Raw genomic sequence first — 16,274 nt, 5'->3', positions numbered from 1 at the left:
AAATTTGTTCGTAATTTATCTGGTTACCCTTAGCATAGCAAACTTCCGCCGGTTTGCCAATTTAACGCGAGTTTATTCGGATAAATCTACTTCTCCGCCGGGATCACGTTTCCCTTGGCGTCCAAATGTTTGATGATCCGGGCGGGGTTCCCCGCAATCACCACGTTATCGCCAAAGGACTTGGTGACCACGGCACCACCCCCGACAATCACGTTATTACCGATCGTCACGCCGGGCACGATGACCGCGTCGCCACCGATCCAGCAGTTGTTGCCAATCTTTACGGGGGCACCATTCCCCAGCCAAGAGGTCCGCGCGGCGATATTAAAGGGATGGCCGGCCGCATAGATCTGCACCCGTGGCGCTAACAAGACGTTATCGCCAATCGTAATCTCGTTGGTATCCAGTAAGATACAGTCAAAGTTGGCAAAGAAGTTATCGCCGACATGAATGTTGTAGCCGTAGTCACAGACGAACCGCGGGCGAATCTCAACGTTCTTGCCGACCGTACCAAATAACTGTTTGATCACCGCCGTTGCCCGGTCCTTTTCGCGGAACGGAATTTTATCCAATGATTCGTATAAATCGCGGGCCGCAAACCGGTCGTGCACCAACTTTTCATCATTCACGTCGTAGAGTTCTTGAGCCATCATTTTTTGAAATTCACTTTTCGCCATTCTTCGTCAATCCTTCGCGTTAATTTATGAGGATAATGGTAGCACACCATGTAAGCGATTACAATATATTTATTTGCCAATTAATGGATTGTTTTGATTCATCCGTATAAATATATGGCCCAAAAAAGTGGCGGTGCCCGTCATCGGCCCGCCACAAAATTTATTGAAAGCTACGCTACAGGTATTGACCGGTCACCGATCGCGGGACTTGTCGCACGCCAGCAACGGGTCCCGCATATAGGACCTCACCGCCATTGGTGCCACCATCCGGACCAATATCGATTAACCAATCGGCACTGCGCATAACGTCCAGGTTATGTTCAATCACGATCACCGTATTTCCCCGGCCCACTAAATCATTGATAATTTTGATAATTACCGTAATGTCAGAAGGGTGCAGGCCGGTCGTGGGTTCATCTAAGATGTAAATGTTCCCCCGCTTGTTCAATTCCTTGGCAATCTTTAGGCGCTGGCCCTCCCCACCGGAAAGCGTACTGAGGGGTTGGCCCAGGGCCAGATACGCCAACCCCACGGCCAGCACATTTTTGAGCTTCGCTGCGACCTTTGTGTCCGCAAAGAACGTCGCGGCCTCCTCGACCGTCATCGCCATGATCTCTTCGATGTTGTGGCCCTGGAACTGATATGTCAGAACGTGCGGATCGAAACGTCCCCCGTGACACTTTGAACAGGTCACCGTGACATTCTCCATGAAGGACAGATTCAACTCAACGGTGCCCTTGCCTCCACACTGGGGACAGGCGCCCGTTGAGTTGGCGCTAAACAGACTGTCGCTGACGCCGTTTGCCGTCGCCAATAATTTTCGAATATCCGTCAACACCCCCATGTAGGTGGCCGGATTGGACCGACTATTGGCGTGCAGCGGCCGTTGATCGATCAGAATGGCTTCGGGATGTTCCTGGGCGAAGACCTGTTCCACCAGCGTACTCTTACCAGAGCCCGCCACCCCGGTTACCACGGTAAAGAGCCCCTCAGGAATGGCTAACGCGGCCCCCTTGAGGTTGTGCCGATGGCTAGGCTGGCTGGTGAGAAAGGCCTGGGGTTGCCGTGGATTCGTCTTAAGGGGCAGGTGTCGATTCAAATACTGCGCGGTAAGCGTGGTCGACGCTAACAGTTCCGGATAGGTCCCCGTGAACATGATCTGCCCGCCGTGAATACCGGCCCGTGGCCCAATATCTACGATATAGTCGGCCACCTGAATCACATCGGGATCGTGCTCCACCACGAGAACCGTATTGCCGTTCTGTCGGAGTTTAATCAGCAGGTCATTGAGCCGGTGAACGTCGCGCGGATGAAGTCCCGTACTGGGCTCATCTAGGATATAAAGTATATTGGTTAAACTGTTGGCCAAATACTTGACCGTCTTGACTCGCTGGGACTCCCCACCGGACAGGGTCGTGGTCTCACGGGTCAGGCTGAGGTAGTCTAACCCAACATCAATCAAACCGCCCACCCGTTCCTGAATGCTACTGATCACATTCACCATCCGTGGATCGTCAAATTCGGCGAGAACCCCCTGGAGCTCGGTCAGCTGCATCGCCGTCAGGTCATAGATCGAATATCCCGCAATCTTGGATGCCAGAACTTCCGAATTAAACCGCCGCCCCTGACAAGCCGGGCAGGGACTCATGGTCGCAAATTTCGCGATTTTCTTACGGGCACCCTCACTCATTCCCTTGCCAACCTTGAGGTTCTGACGGTAAAAGAGGCGTTCAATACCCTCAAACTTAACTTCAAGGACGGTTTCCTTATATGCCACCCGCACCGGACATTCACCATTCAACAAGCGATCTACCTGCTCTGCTGAAAAGTCACGGACCGGTTGATCCAAATCGAACCAGTCCGTGGCCTTCAGGGTCTGGAACAAGAAGGTCTGCGGGCCATAACCGGGCAGGAGAATCGCCCCGTCGTTCAGTGACTTATTGGGATCCAGAATTGCCGCTCGTTTCACCACGTAGGTCTTGCCAATCCCCTCACAGACGGGACACATCCCGGCCGGATCGTTAAAGGAAAAGGCATTACTGGCCTCACCGTAATGGGGCTGACCGAAACGGGAAAACAAGAGCCGCAGCAGCGGACTGATGTCACTGACGGTTCCGAGAGTTGAGCGGGCATTGCCGCCCAGTGGCTTCTGATCGATCACGATGGCCGTTGAGAGATGCCGCACGTCATCGACATCCGGCCGGCGGTAATCCGGTAAGAAAGTGCGGGTAAAACTATCATATGTACTGTTGAGCTGTCGCCCGGCTTCCTGGGCGATCGTATCAAAAACGATTGACGATTTACCGGAGCCGGAAACGCCGGTAAAGACGGTCAGGCGGTTCTTCGGAATCTTGAGGCTAATATTTTGCAAGTTATTCTCGCGGTCATTCACGATTTCAATGAAGTCTGGATCGGACATCGTTATCCCTCCTATGTGCGAAGCATCAACCAATGCAGCGACTTTAAGATTAGCATACGCCGCCCCCTGAACCAAGCGAAGCGACCCGCTAATTTCGGTGACGAAAAAGGCGTCTGGAAAGCCATCCAGACGCCTCGTATCACTGCAATTAAATGGCTGAAAAATAGAATAAAAGCATCATTAGCTAAACTGGCCGCCTTGTCGTTTGCCAAATTTGATCTGGTGGTCCAACATCGTCTTTTCCCTCGTTTTGAGCCAAAGAATCGCTGTTGCTTTGTCATCAACATAGCCGAAACGTGCGCCAACAGGCAACTGGCTCCGCTTAGCACTGATAGACAGATAATCCAAAGGCGGGATTATCCGCCTATCAGCGTTAATGCTCACCAGTTAACCGCCTGTTGTCCCGCTCTGGTCCTCGCGAATAATCGCCATGAACGCCTCGCCGTATTTCGCCAGCTTACTCTGGCCGACACCCTTGACCTCGAGGAACGCGGCCTCATCTTGGGGCAGCACGTCACACATGTCGTGGAGCGACCGGTCGGAGAAGATGACAAATGGTGGCACGTGTTGCTCTTCGGCCAATTGACGCCGCAGTTCCCGGAGCTTACCGAAGAGTTCATCGTCCACCGGTGCCAACCGTTTGGCTTGCCGGGCCATCTTCCGGAAGACCTGTTGCTCACCCTTCAGAACGTTCGCGCCCTGCTGGGTAATCGTTAGGGTCGGATATTGCCCACCCACGCTTTGGAGATAACCGGCCGCCGTGAGAAAATCGATGAGTTCACCGACACTCTTTTGCCGCTGACCGTTCAGGAGGCCGTACGTGGACAACGTCTCCAGATGATTATCCCGAATCCGCTGATTGTGCGCACCCGTCAAGACCTGAGCCACAATACCCTTGCCGAAACGGGACCGCAGCCGAACCACGCAGGATAGAACCTTCTGTGCCGTGACGGTGATGTCCTGGGCCTCGCGGTCATCGCGACAATTGCTGCACCGCCCACACGGGGCCGAATCCTCACCAAAGTAAGCTAAAATAAATTGTTGCAGGCATCCCTGGGTGTTGGCGTACTGACTCATCACCTGAAGTTTCTGGTATTCGCGTTGCTTATTGGCCTCATCGCGTTCCGATTGGTCGATAAAGAAGTGTTGAATCTGTAGGTCCTGGGCCCGGTAGAGCAAGATTGCCTCGCTGGGAAGGCCGTCTCGACCGGCCCGACCGGCTTCCTGATAGTAGGCCTCCAGCGTCCCCGGTACTTGCGCGTGAATGACGAACCGCACGTTACTCTTATCAATCCCCATGCCAAAGGCGTTGGTGGCCACCATAACTTGAATCCGATCGTACAAGAAGTCTTCTTGGTTTTGTCGACGTTCATCGTCACTCAGCCCGGCGTGGTAGGCCGCCGCCTGGACGTGATGCCGGGTCAGTAAAGCCGTGAGGCGCGTGACTTCCTTGCGCGTACTGGCGTAGATAATTCCCGTTTCCCCCTGGTTCACCTTCAAATAATCGAGGATAAACCGGTCGGTGTCCTGGTCCTTGACCACCGTGAGATCCAGGTTGTCCCGGGCGAACCCCGTGTTGACCTCGTTTTGCGGATCAATCTGTAACTGCTGACAAATATCGGCGGCCACCTGTGTCGTCGCCGTGGCCGTCAATGCCAAGACCTGGGGGTGGGTCGGCAGCTGTTCAATCGCCGTACTCAAGGCCAGATAACTCGGCCGAAAGTCGTGCCCCCACTGGGAAATACAGTGCGCCTCATCGACCGCCAACAGGTCAATCGGCAATTGGCCGAGCGCTTGTAAGAAGGCCGCCGAATCCAGACGTTCGGGCGCCACGTAGAGTAATTTATACGCCCCGTCGTGCAGACCCGCTAGTCGTTCCTGAATATCCGGCCAGTCCAACGAACTGTTAATAAACGTTGCGGGAATCCCGCTATCATTGAGCGCATCCACTTGATCCTTCATCAGTGAAATTAGTGGTGAGACCACCACGGTGATGCCGTCAAACAATAATGCTGGAATCTGATAACACAGGGACTTGCCCCCACCGGTCGGCATGATGGCCAGACTATTCTCGCCAGCCATCACGTGTTCGATGACGGCCTTTTGCCCGGGGCGAAAGGCATCGTAGCCAAACGTTGTTTTTAAAATTTTTTGTGCTGCCGTTAAATCCATCACTGTGTCCTGCTCCTTTTTCTCAATGTTTCTATTCTACTGGCAAATCTTAGTGGATACAACCGAACGGACCGCGAACAGTCTTTTTTCACAAATTACCCTGAAATAGTTGACAGCTCATACATATTAGATTATAGTAAATTAAATCGTACGCAATTGAAATTGGAGGCACCCATCATGGAAGATTCAGACATGACGCTGGCGAACCAACTTTGCTTTTCGATGTACCGCGCAAGTCGCCTTTTTATCAAGTTTTACCAGCAGGCCCTCCAACCGTTTGGCCTGACTTATCCGCAATACTTGGTTCTTTTGGCGCTGTGGGAAGAGGATCGCCAGCCCCTCCATGCACTTGGTGAGCAGCTGGACTTCGGGAGTAACACCCTCACCCCCTTGCTCAAGCGAATGGAGAATAAGGGATGGATCACCCGTGAGTTGGCAAGCTCCGATCACCGTCAGTTAATTATCCAATTAACCGAGACTGGGAGAACGAGTAAAACTGAGATTTTTCAATCGATTCGCATCTGCGTTCGGCAGCAAGCAATTGACCCGGCAGACTATCAAGATCTGCTGGCGCGAAACCACATCTTGATTGCTACTTTGGAAAAAATGCTAGATTAGCATTTTTATTTTGTTAGACTGGTCGCACACGACTGTTTCTGAATGGTTTTTATAAGAAAGAGGTATTTTATTTAATGATTCAATATGATGTCGCATTTATCGGTAGTGGTCACGCCACTTGGCACGCTGCCGTCGCTTTACGTCAAGCTGGCAAGTCGGTGGTCCTCATCGAACGAGACCTGATCGCTGGCACCTGCACCAACTATGGCTGTGATGCCAAGATCTTACTGGATGGTCCATCCGAATTGTTCGCCCAGATGAAGCAATATCAAGGCATCGGCGTCGACGAAACGCCCGCCTTTAACTGGGAGGACTTCATGGCTTACAAGCACCGCGTCATCGATGCCCTGCCGACCAAGATGACGGCCCTCTTCGACCAACTGGGGATCGACATCATTCACGGCACGGGAATTCTGATGGGTGACCACATGATTCAGGTCGGTAAACAAAAGGTGATGGCTCAAAACATCGTCTTGGGGACCGGCCAACACGCCACGAAACCCAACATTCCCGGCAAGGAATTTCTCCACGACAGCCGTGACTTTCTCAGCTTGAAGCATCTGCCGGCCCACATCACCATCATTGGCGCCGGCGTCATCGCTTTGGAATTCGCCGCCCTCGTGCTCCAGCTCGGGACCCGCGTGACGATCCTCGCGCACGGCAACCGTGCGGCCAAGGGATTTGCGCCCCGCTACGTCACCAAACTGTTAGTGAAATTACAGACCGCCGGTGCCGACATCCGGTTCAACGAGCCCGTCAAGGCCGTGACCAGTACGACTGCCGGCTACGACGTGACCACCGACAGTGGGCTAGTAGTCGCGACCGACTACGTTTTAGCCGCTACCGGTCGGCGACCAAACGTCGACCTGCTGGGCTTAGAAAACGCCGGGATTCATTCCAGTAATCGTGGTATTGTCGTGGATGATCATCTGCGCGCTAACGGGGACAATATCTATGCCAGCGGCGATGTCGTGGACAAGTCCGTCGCAAAGTTAACCCCCACAGCAACTTTTGAATCAAATTATATCGCGGGTCAAATTTTAGGCGAAACGGCCCCAATCAATTATCCGGCAATCCCCAGCGTGCTCTTTTCCCTGCCGCGGATCGCACGGGTCGGCGTCAGTGCCGCCGAGGCCGCCGGTAATCCCGATTACCACATTGTCCATCTGCCTTACGGAAAGCTCTTCAGCTTTGAGTACAAGAACGAAACCGAGGCCGAGATGACCGTGGTGTTGGACGCCACGCATCACGTGGTCGGCGCCGACCTCTACGGCATGGACGCGCCAGATCTGGTCAACGTCCTGGTGATGGTGATCGATCAACGGTTGACGGCAACTGAACTGTCAAAGATGGTCTTCGCCTTCCCCACCCCGGTTCAGGGCATCATCGACGCTCTCCTACCGGCCCTGACCCCCGCCACACCAGCCACAAAGATGCGGCTCGATGCCTAACGAATTGTTACCCAGACTCGGGCACCAATAACGACTAACCAACCACTTCAACGCACTCGCTTCAAATGCTATAATGTTGGTTAAAAGGAGTGCTGCTTGTATGACGAAAAGAATTAAAGGTTCATGTACGACCATTTTAGTAGGAAAAAAGGCGTCTTTAGACGGTTCCACCATCATTTCACGAAACGATGATGGCCACGAGGCCCTTGACCCAGAACGTTTTGTTGTGGTTAACCCCGACGATCAACCCCGCGATTACCAAGCGGTGATCAGCGGCGTCAAGATTAGTTTGCCCGATAACCCCTTACGGTACACGTCGATTCCGAACTCCATTCTAACCAATGGCATTTGGCCAGCGGCTGGGATCAACAGTGAGAACGTTGCGATGTCCGCCACGGAAACCATTACCACGAATTCCCGTGTCCTGGGCATCGACCCTTACGTGGCTGGTGGGATTGGCGAGGAAGACCTGGTCACTTTGGTTCTCCCTTACATCCACAGTGCTCGTGATGGCGTTAAACGCTTAGGTAGCCTGTTGGAAGAATTTGGGACTTACGAACCGAACGGGATTGCCTTTTCCGACAACAACGAAATTTGGTGGTTAGAAACCATTGGTGGGCATCACTGGGCCGCTAAGCGGATTCCGGATGATGCTTACGTGGTTGCCCCTAACCGCATGAACATTGACGACTTTGATTTCAGCGCCGAAGACACGTTGGCTTCAGACGACTTGGAAGACCTAATCGCCAAGTACAACCTGAACCCCGACTTCGACCACGTCAACTTACGGCACATCTTTGGGAGTGCCACGATCAAGGACACGGTCTACAACAACCCGCGGGCCTGGTTCGGTCAGAAATACTTCAATCCTGAAATCGACCACGATCCCCAAGACCAAGACCTGCCGTTCATCTGCCACGCCAACCGGAAGATTTCGATTGACGATGTGAAATTCGTGCTGAGTTCCCACTACGAAAACACGAAGTACGATGTTTACGGTCACGGCTCCGAAGACGACAAGACCCTCTTCCGGCCAATCGGCATCAACCGGAACCACGATGTCCACATCTTACAAATCAGAAATAACGTGCCCGACAGCATTGCCGGCATTCACTGGTTAGCCTTTGGCGCCAACACGTTCAACACGGTGGTTCCATTCTACGCCAACGTTGACGATACGCCGGCCGCTTACAAAGATGCCGATGGAACGTTTAACATGAATCATATGTACTGGTTGAGCTGCACCACCGCCCTTCTGGGTGACACGGATTACAGCCTGTACGAAGACTTCCGGAACACGTTCGCTTTGGAAGCAATGTCCGCTTACCGTCAGATTCAACACGAGACGGATGCCGCCATTGTCGATGGAGCCGACACAACTATTCTGAAGGAAGCCAACGAAAAACTATCCGACGAATCCTTCAAACGCCAGACCAAGTTACTCGGTGACATGGTCACGTTTGGTTCCGAACACATGAAGTTACGGTACAATTTGAACGACTAAATGAACTAAACGCAAAGGTAGCGATTGCCATTAATCATGATGGCGGTCGCTACCTTTTTGATCTGGGCTAAAGGACACGAACCGGCTTCCAGTTGACCGGGCTTATCGTCATTACACGATCACCGTGACAGCCAGAGATTCCGGTTACGAAGGTTGAATCCCCCCAAATACGCCGTCATATTACCGGCTACCAAAAAATGGGCCGAGCGTTTGATCTCGGTCCATCTCTCTATAACCATTTAGAACTTCAATTCATATTCAAACTTTAATTTCTTATAGTAATCTTGTTCGATAAAATCCGTAGGTCGCACCTCACCGGGCTTCATGTCGAAGTAGGCCACGTCCGCCTGCTTGAGCATAGTGTAGACGAACTGCGAACAGAACATGATGTTGGGCTTGGCCGAATGCTTCGACACCAGACCGACCATGTTGTAGGCACTGCCTTCACGATTGATTTCAGCAATCTTATCGATCACGAACTGCTTCTGCGCCACTGTGACGGGCAGACTGTAGACCAGAACCGAGGCCCCCGCCTTTTGGTGAAAGAACTCCAGCGTTTCCGCGTTCATCCCCGGTGGGTAAACGTTGTCGCCGCCGTTGTAGCTGATGATGGTTTCCAAGTCGCGGTCAAAGGCCAGCGACACGTGGTTGAATTGCTTGCGGGTGAAGACCGAGATCATCTCGCTGGCCGCGCTCCCGGTATTGGACACCGCTAAGTATAATTGGGGATCGGCTAACGTCGCGTTCGCCGCCTCAAAGTAAGCCGGCGTGAGCGTGCCGTGGTTGATGTAGTGAACGGCGCTGTGACGCGGCAAATCCTCGATAATCGTCTTCACGTGAGCCACCGACACCTTGTCTTTAGCCGAGGCCGCCTCACTCATCAGATCATTAAGTTTGTCGGCACTCTGGCGCAGTTCATCGAAGCTCACCGTCGCCGCCTCTTCCACCGTGGGTAAATAGAAGACCGTTTGATTGTTGGTGGTCACGAAGCGTTCCACCCACAGCGGCAGCACCACTAGCCCGACGCCGACCATTTTTCCCACGAAGTAGACGATCGACGCCCCGCGTAACGGAAAGACGGCGACCGAAATGAAGATAATCTGAATCACCAGTAGGAGCGTATACGCCACGGTCAAGCCAATCTTGGCGGCGTGCGGGAACTGGGCCAGCCACGTGCGTAGGACCATGATCGCCGCCACGTAGAGGTACACAATAATTAAAATGGGCTGATTCGCAAATAAATACAGACACCCTAGTAAAATCCACCCCATCCCGCGAATCTTGATGGATTGGAAGTAGTCGATGACGTCGTTCATGGAACCCTTCTTTCTCGTCTCAGGCGGGCTCAGCACCCACCGTCAATTTTTGTCATAAACCAGTATACCATAGTGGAAACTCTTGGCGGTGACTCACCACAATCTTGTCCCCCCGACACCATTAATCATTTAATACGATGGTTGGCAAAATCGTGCAACAAAACCGCCCAAAATTACATTAGTAATGAGTAAGGAGACCAAAATGGACCGCCCGGTTTATCCAGGCGGTCCATCATTTAATAACTTGTTGGAAAGCTTACTTCACCGTTGCCGCAATCGCAGCGTTGACGGCCGTTTGTTCGTCCTTAATCAGGTTAACTCGCGTGGTAATCACCTTAATGTCCATCGTGATTTCCCGGGTTAAGCCCGGCGTATTAATCTTCGGTTCGAAGAAGGCCTTGAATTCAGCCAACCGTTCCGGCGTCCGGAAGACCCGTGAGATGACGGTGATGTAGGTCGTGAATTCCATGTCCCCACCAACCGTGTCTTCGAGCCATTGCCAGTCGTTTCTGATCCAGTCCCAAGCGGCTTGTTCACCCTTACTGTTGGCGAGCACTCCCCGGAACCAGGCCCGTAAGTCTTGCGGTTTGACCGTGTCGGCATCCTCGAAGACCGCGATTAATTTGGCAATCAAGGCGGCATCCGTGGTGCTGGTCAGAGCCGCAGACAGGTCGGCCTTGTAGCTGGCGTCGGTGGAGTTACGGTAAGCGGCCAATAACGTGTCGAATAGGTCGGCGCTCCCGTAGTTCTTCACCTCGTTGGCCAGGATCAATGGCCGGGTGGCGGCTGGCAAATTAACCAAGTCGTCGGCATGAGCCGTAAATTGGTCGTGCGCTGCGGCTACCGCGGCGCCATTGTGAGCGAATAAGGCGGCACTCAAGACCGTTGGCCGGGACAACTCATCATCGATACCATCCGTGGCCCGTGGCGTCCAGCCTAACCGGGCGACCTGCTTGGCACTGAGGTGATCGTAGTAGGCCTTGATCCGCGTTTCTTCGGGAGAGTTCGGCGTCACAAACTTCCGGAGGTTGCCCGCCACCGTGTAGAGGGCACTGGTGACCACCGTGAACTTGCTATCGGCAAATTGTTGGAGTAACGGGACGACGTCGGCGTAGGAGATCCGCCGACCCTCGGCCAATAAGCGCAAGTCTTGTAACAGCTGCAGTTGTGAAATTGCATCGAGCGTGTTGACGTTGGCCAAGATGTCCTGCAACAACGTGTCGTCGTATTGGACGATGAAATGTGAGTTGTTGCCAACATTCAGGCGGAACGGTTCGCCACTGGCTTGCCGTAACGTTTGGTAGTCGCCCAGGCTGAGGCTGTCATCCTTGAGTAACGTTGGCACGGCGGCGTAGTTGCTGTTCAGCGGAATCTGCCATTGCCGGCCGGCATCTTGACCGTCACCGACAAAGAATTGTTGTTGGGCAATCGTTAATTTTCCGTCAACGACTTTCGCCGTAACGACCGGATAACCGGGTTGTTCGAGCCAGGAGTTCATGATGGCCCCCACGTCTAAGCCGGACGCCTCGCCCAGTGCGGACCAGAGATCGGTTCCGCGGGCATTGCCGTACTTGTGAGCGGCAAAGTAGGCCTTGAGGCCGGCACGTAAGGCGTCATCCCCGATCAGGGCGCGGACCATGACCAGCATCCGGGCACCCTTGGCGTAGACGATGGCACTGTCAAACAGCGCATCGATTTCGGCGGGATCTTCGACCTGCACGTGGACGGATTGCACCCCATCCGTGGCGTCCCGTTGTAAAGCCATTGGCACGTCGCCGGACTGGAAGGCGTCCCAGGCGCCCCACGTCGGTTCGATGGCATCGATGGCGACGTATTCCATCATGTTGGCGAAACTTTCGTTCAACCACAGATCATCCCACCACTTCATGGTGACCAGATCGCCGAACCATTGGTGAGCCAGTTCGTGGGCAACCACGGTGGCGACCCGCAGCTTCAGGTCAAAGGCCGTGTTGTCCGGATCGATTAAGAGATAAGCTTCCCGGTACGTGACCAGGCCCCAGTTCTCCATGGCCCCGGCCGAAAAGTCGGGTAAGGCCATCTGCCAGGAATGTGGCAGTGGATAAGGTGTCTGGTAGAAGTCCTCGTAGAATTCGATGGAACGCTTGGCGATATCCAGCGCAAAGTCGAGTTCCTTGGCCTGGTGCGCCTTCGTGGCGAAGACACCGACCTGGACCCCACTCTTGGTGGTGGTCAGCTTGCTCTGCATGTCCCCAAAGGCGAACGCGATTAAGTAGGAAGACATCCGCACCGTGGTGTCGAAGTAGTGGACGCCGTTTTCGGTCTTCACCTCGGGCATGTTGCTGATGATGGTCTCACCGGGTTGTTCATCGAATTTAATGGCCAGGTCAAACGTGGCCTTGGCTTCGGGTTCGTCGACACACGGGAAGGCTTGGCGGGCCGCGGTCGTTTCAAATTGCGTCCCGATAATCTGTTTCTTCTCACCGTCGAGTTCGTAGTAGGACGGGTAAATGCCCATCATGCTGTCGGTCAGGGGCGCCGTGAAGTCGATGGCTAACGTGGTCTTCCCGGTCTTGCCGAGGTCGATGTGAATGCCCTCGGTCTTGTCGTCAAAGGTAAACGGAACGGCTTGTCCATCGGCCTTAACGGCGCTAATCGTCATGTACTTTTGATGAATGGCGATCTTGGTGGCTTTAGCATCCCCCGTGATGGTGGATGTCCCAGCAATTTGCTTGGTTGCCCGATTAATGTCTAAGTAAATATTGTAGTGTTCGGGTTGGAATAACTCATAGAAATGTGTCGATTTTGCCATGATTGCCTCCTAATAGGATAATGCTGCGCGGTTGGGACGTGAAGGCGTCGCCAACTGATGATGGGCGCTAACATTAGAATATTCTCATTATACACTATTATGAGAAAGATGCCGTGCCGTTTGTCAGGATGAGTCAGCCTTTAGTCTTCTGCTCCGCCAACAATTTCTGTAGATACAACCGAGCCTTGTAGCGATTAACCGCATTCAATTGCTCATACCACTCGGTAATCTCCATATCGCGCAGGCCCAACAGGTAACCAACATGAACATTCAATGCCGTCGCAAAGCGATCCACCGCGTTTAACGGAAAAGTTCGCGTTTTATTTTCATAGCGTGACAGTGTGGATTTCGCGATCCCTGTTCTTCGCGCCAACTCGGAAAGTGAGATCGCCTGCTCCGTTCTAATTTTGATAATCAAGTCGATTACTTCATCACTTGTTCTAACGATCCTCACCTCCCGACTAATTGATTGAAGTATACCAAAAATGTTCCCACACATAAACTTTTGACGCGAAGCCGGAACGTTTCGTTGACAATCGGGAACGATAACGGTATTGTTTATTTGTAAAAAGGAGGCTGGATACTTTGGATTTTGACTTAAGACGAATCAAAGCAGAACGTGTCGCATCCGGGATCACGCAGGCCGAGATGGCGCAACGGTTGGGAATGAGTCGAAGTTCCTACTGGAAACGTGAAACCGGCACGGTTCCCATTGATGTCAAAGAATTTGCATCCATCCTTACGGTCATTGGGATCGATCGCGACCAAATTTCAATGTTTTTTAAGCCGTAATCGTTTCGTTTGGCACATTTTACATATTTCGGAGGTGGAGACATGGACGACATTCAAGCAATGTCTAAGGAGTCATTATTGGATACACTTTCCGTTCTCGATAAGGCGGAAAGAATTTATGAGGGGGCCCTCGCCAAGAAGGCTGCGGTCAACCAACGTTGGCAGCAGCAAACCAACGACGCGGCGGATAAACAGTACAAGCGACGAGTTCTTGAGATCACTGGAATTTTTACCCTACCCTCGATTGGCGGACTCCTAGCGGCGGAAAATTATTTTATGTTACTTGTTGGCTTTCTGATCGTGTGGGGCGTCAACTGGCTCGTCTACAAGCTGATTGATAAAATCTTCAGTATTGAGGCGTGGTATCACAATCGCTACTTGCGAAAACACAACACGGCAAGTCCTAACGTGATGAATCAGTTACAGACCATCCAAAGCGACATTACGTACAACCAAAACGGTCTGCAAAAGTTGGCCGCAACCGTCAATTATCCCGACCGTTATCTGTACAACTACGATCCCGCACGACTATTCGATATCGTATCCGTTGGCCGCGCCGATACATTTAAGGAAGCGCTGAACGTTCTGGAAACGGATAAGTATCACGATCAGATGAAGAAGAATTCTGACCTGACTTACCAGTCTGCCCGTCAAGCCGAGATGGAGGCCCGTGCAGCTAAAGGTTGGGCCATGGCCGCTAGCTTCTTCGCAGCCAATGCTAATAGACGCTAGTCTTCAACTGGCACAATCACATCTTTAGCAAATTTACACCTGCAATCAATCACAAAATAGACAATTTGCAAGTAATGGTGTTAGCTACCTCTTAACTAATAAGGCAGCTGAATTAATGAAAAGAACCCACAATAATTTTTAAGGAAGATGTTCATGACACACAAAGTCAAAGGTTTTATTCTACTGATGTTTTTAGCCATCATTGCCGTCCTAGCAGTATCCGCACCAACCACTGTTCAAGCAGCGAAGTGGCACCACATTACCTATCAGGGCAAAACCTACCGCTCAAAGTACACGATTAAACAAATGCGTAAAAAATACCATTTGAAATACCGGAAGACCTATCATGGCCATGGTGCTATGCGATATTCGACGACCTATAATGATTTTTTTGCGATTGTTAACGATGCGCACACTGGACACTGGCAAGGTGGTTCTTGGCGTAGTGGCAAGAAGCTCAAGGGCAACTATGCCATGTTCGTTAGTCAACCAACTGGCGACGGGAGCATCGTTGACTACCGCAGTTTGGTCAATCTAAAGACTGGCCACTTATACAAAGCACATGCAGATTAAGATCGTATAATGCTAAAAAATTGAACAATCGGAGGAGCACATCATGAATAGAATTGCTAAACGATTCACGCTAACAGCATTGGCACTCGTCAGTTTTGCCGGCCTAGCCGCCGCGCAACCTACCACTGCCAACGCGTCGAAAGTCCACTATGTTAAATGGAACAAGCCCATGAAGCATCATCAGGTCGCGGTTAACGGCCGAAAGTCATCATGGAAAGGCTACACTCTGAAGAAAGTTTCTAACAAACATTACCGCTTCAAAACCGCGGCCAAACTTAGTAGTTCAAAGTACCAGGTGAATTTCTTGACCACCTTACGCCACGCTAAGATTGACCACAGTATTTACTATGGCGTACGGATTGGTAAGAAAGGGAAGATGGTTTGGGTCAACCGCAACTACTTAACGGGTTGGGTGAAGACTTCTGCGAAGAAGTCTGCCACTAGCTCAAAGGCAACAACGACTTCCAAAACAACAACTGCATCAAAGTCTAAGAGCACTGCCAAGAAATCCGGTTCTAAAACAACTAGTACTGGAAAAATGTACGTCAACGCGACCAAGCACATCACCTGGTCACAGTGGTTGAATCTACCAGCATTTGGCACGGAAGGTAACGGCATTCCGCTCTACAATGTCGACAATGTCCCTTACGACGAGGATGGCTTCCCATATGTTTCCAACAAGATGGGCAGTGCTTCTCCGATCGAGGTCACCCAAATCAAGAGTGAATTTACGTCCGCTGCCTACGCGGCAATTCCGGATAAATCCAACACTTACTACTTAAGTGATAAGAATGCCCTCTACCACCCAACGAATCCGGAGGTTGGCCAAGCGATTCGGGATAAGATTCCCGATACCACCAACTTCGACAATGCCAAGGAAAGTGAGGCCGCTGCTGGTCATCGCGTTGCGGACATCTCCTCTAACGTTTACATTGTCTATCTAGCACCCGGCCAAAGTAAACACATTATCATGTGGGCCGGCACCTACAATAATATCAAGTTAAGTGATACTCAGCTAAATTCTTATACGATCACGAGTGCCAACTCCGCTATTGCGACTGCTCCTACAAGCATCAGCAACGGAAACTTTGACATCACGGCCTTAAGCGCCGGTGATACCAGCTTCACCGTCCGCAGTGTCAATAACCCTGATTTATCTGAACGAATCGATGTTCATGTGAAGTAATCTAGGATAGTCCCACAGCCAATATAGTTGGTTGTAGGGCTAT

At 52.0% G+C, this 16,274-nt stretch carries 13 protein-coding genes; 7 read left to right on the top strand and 6 right to left on the bottom strand.

What is annotated here, in order from left to right:
- Positions 1 to 86: 86 nt before the first annotated feature.
- The 3 genes from HEQ50_RS02630 to recQ all read right to left on the bottom strand — a co-directional run bounded on the left by HEQ50_RS02630 (position 87) and on the right by recQ (position 5,268).
- Entirely contained in the window at positions 87 to 677 is a 591-nt protein-coding gene (locus HEQ50_RS02630) for a sugar O-acetyltransferase (protein ID WP_168898975.1), read from the bottom strand.
- Positions 678 to 852: 175 nt separating this feature from the next.
- Entirely contained in the window at positions 853 to 3,096 is a 2,244-nt protein-coding gene (locus HEQ50_RS02625; RefSeq protein ID WP_168898973.1) for an excinuclease ABC subunit UvrA, read from the bottom strand.
- 387 nt (positions 3,097 to 3,483) lie between these two features.
- Positions 3,484 to 5,268: a DNA helicase RecQ gene (gene recQ, locus HEQ50_RS02620; RefSeq protein WP_168898971.1), complete on the bottom strand. Its 1,785-nt coding sequence runs from the start codon at positions 5,266 to 5,268 to the stop codon at positions 3,484 to 3,486.
- 177 nt (positions 5,269 to 5,445) lie between these two features.
- On the opposite strand from recQ, the gene HEQ50_RS02615 reads away from it, so the two are divergent.
- The 3 genes from HEQ50_RS02615 (at position 5,446) to HEQ50_RS02605 (ending at position 8,841) form a co-directional block, all read left to right on the top strand.
- Positions 5,446 to 5,886 (top strand): MarR family winged helix-turn-helix transcriptional regulator, encoded by a 441-nt coding sequence (locus HEQ50_RS02615; RefSeq protein WP_168898969.1) that lies wholly within the window; start codon positions 5,446 to 5,448, stop codon positions 5,884 to 5,886.
- Positions 5,887 to 5,960: 74 nt separating this feature from the next.
- Positions 5,961 to 7,337: an NAD(P)/FAD-dependent oxidoreductase gene (locus tag HEQ50_RS02610; protein WP_168898967.1), complete on the top strand. Its 1,377-nt coding sequence runs from the start codon at positions 5,961 to 5,963 to the stop codon at positions 7,335 to 7,337.
- 100 nt (positions 7,338 to 7,437) lie between these two features.
- Positions 7,438 to 8,841: a C69 family dipeptidase gene (locus HEQ50_RS02605; RefSeq protein ID WP_168898966.1), complete on the top strand. Its 1,404-nt coding sequence runs from the start codon at positions 7,438 to 7,440 to the stop codon at positions 8,839 to 8,841.
- Positions 8,842 to 9,080: 239 nt separating this feature from the next.
- On the opposite strand, the gene HEQ50_RS02600 is transcribed toward HEQ50_RS02605, so the two are convergent.
- The 3 genes from HEQ50_RS02600 to HEQ50_RS02590 form a co-directional block, all read right to left on the bottom strand.
- Positions 9,081 to 10,157 (bottom strand): hypothetical protein, encoded by a 1,077-nt coding sequence (locus tag HEQ50_RS02600; protein ID WP_168898964.1) that lies wholly within the window; start codon positions 10,155 to 10,157, stop codon positions 9,081 to 9,083.
- A 256-nt stretch (positions 10,158 to 10,413) separates the two neighbouring features.
- On the bottom strand, positions 10,414 to 12,948 hold the full coding sequence (locus tag HEQ50_RS02595) for a M1 family metallopeptidase (protein WP_168898963.1): 2,535 nt from the start codon (positions 12,946 to 12,948) through the stop codon (positions 10,414 to 10,416).
- A gap of 133 nt (positions 12,949 to 13,081) precedes the next feature.
- On the bottom strand, positions 13,082 to 13,366 hold the full coding sequence (locus tag HEQ50_RS02590) for a helix-turn-helix domain-containing protein (RefSeq protein ID WP_232842655.1): 285 nt from the start codon (positions 13,364 to 13,366) through the stop codon (positions 13,082 to 13,084).
- A gap of 167 nt (positions 13,367 to 13,533) precedes the next feature.
- Here HEQ50_RS02590 and HEQ50_RS02585 point away from each other — a divergent pair, with 167 nt between their 5' ends.
- The 4 genes from HEQ50_RS02585 (at position 13,534) to HEQ50_RS02570 (ending at position 16,231) form a co-directional block, all read left to right on the top strand.
- Positions 13,534 to 13,740: a helix-turn-helix transcriptional regulator gene (locus HEQ50_RS02585; protein WP_168898961.1), complete on the top strand. Its 207-nt coding sequence runs from the start codon at positions 13,534 to 13,536 to the stop codon at positions 13,738 to 13,740.
- Positions 13,741 to 13,782: 42 nt separating this feature from the next.
- Positions 13,783 to 14,472, top strand: a complete 690-nt coding sequence (locus HEQ50_RS02580; protein ID WP_168898959.1) for a hypothetical protein — start codon at positions 13,783 to 13,785, stop codon at positions 14,470 to 14,472.
- Between the two features lie 153 nt (positions 14,473 to 14,625).
- Positions 14,626 to 15,045, top strand: coding sequence for a hypothetical protein (locus HEQ50_RS02575; RefSeq protein ID WP_168898958.1), 420 nt, complete (start codon positions 14,626 to 14,628; stop codon positions 15,043 to 15,045).
- A 43-nt stretch (positions 15,046 to 15,088) separates the two neighbouring features.
- Entirely contained in the window at positions 15,089 to 16,231 is a 1,143-nt protein-coding gene (locus HEQ50_RS02570) for a hypothetical protein (RefSeq protein ID WP_168898956.1), read from the top strand.
- The last annotated feature ends 43 nt before the right edge of the window (positions 16,232 to 16,274 follow it).

The sequence above is a fragment of the Lactobacillus sp. HBUAS51381 genome, from assembly GCF_012641095.1.
Lineage (GTDB): Bacteria > Bacillota > Bacilli > Lactobacillales > Lactobacillaceae > Levilactobacillus.
Note: the sequence above shows the minus strand (reverse complement) of the source record. Positions and strands in the feature narration are given on the sequence as shown.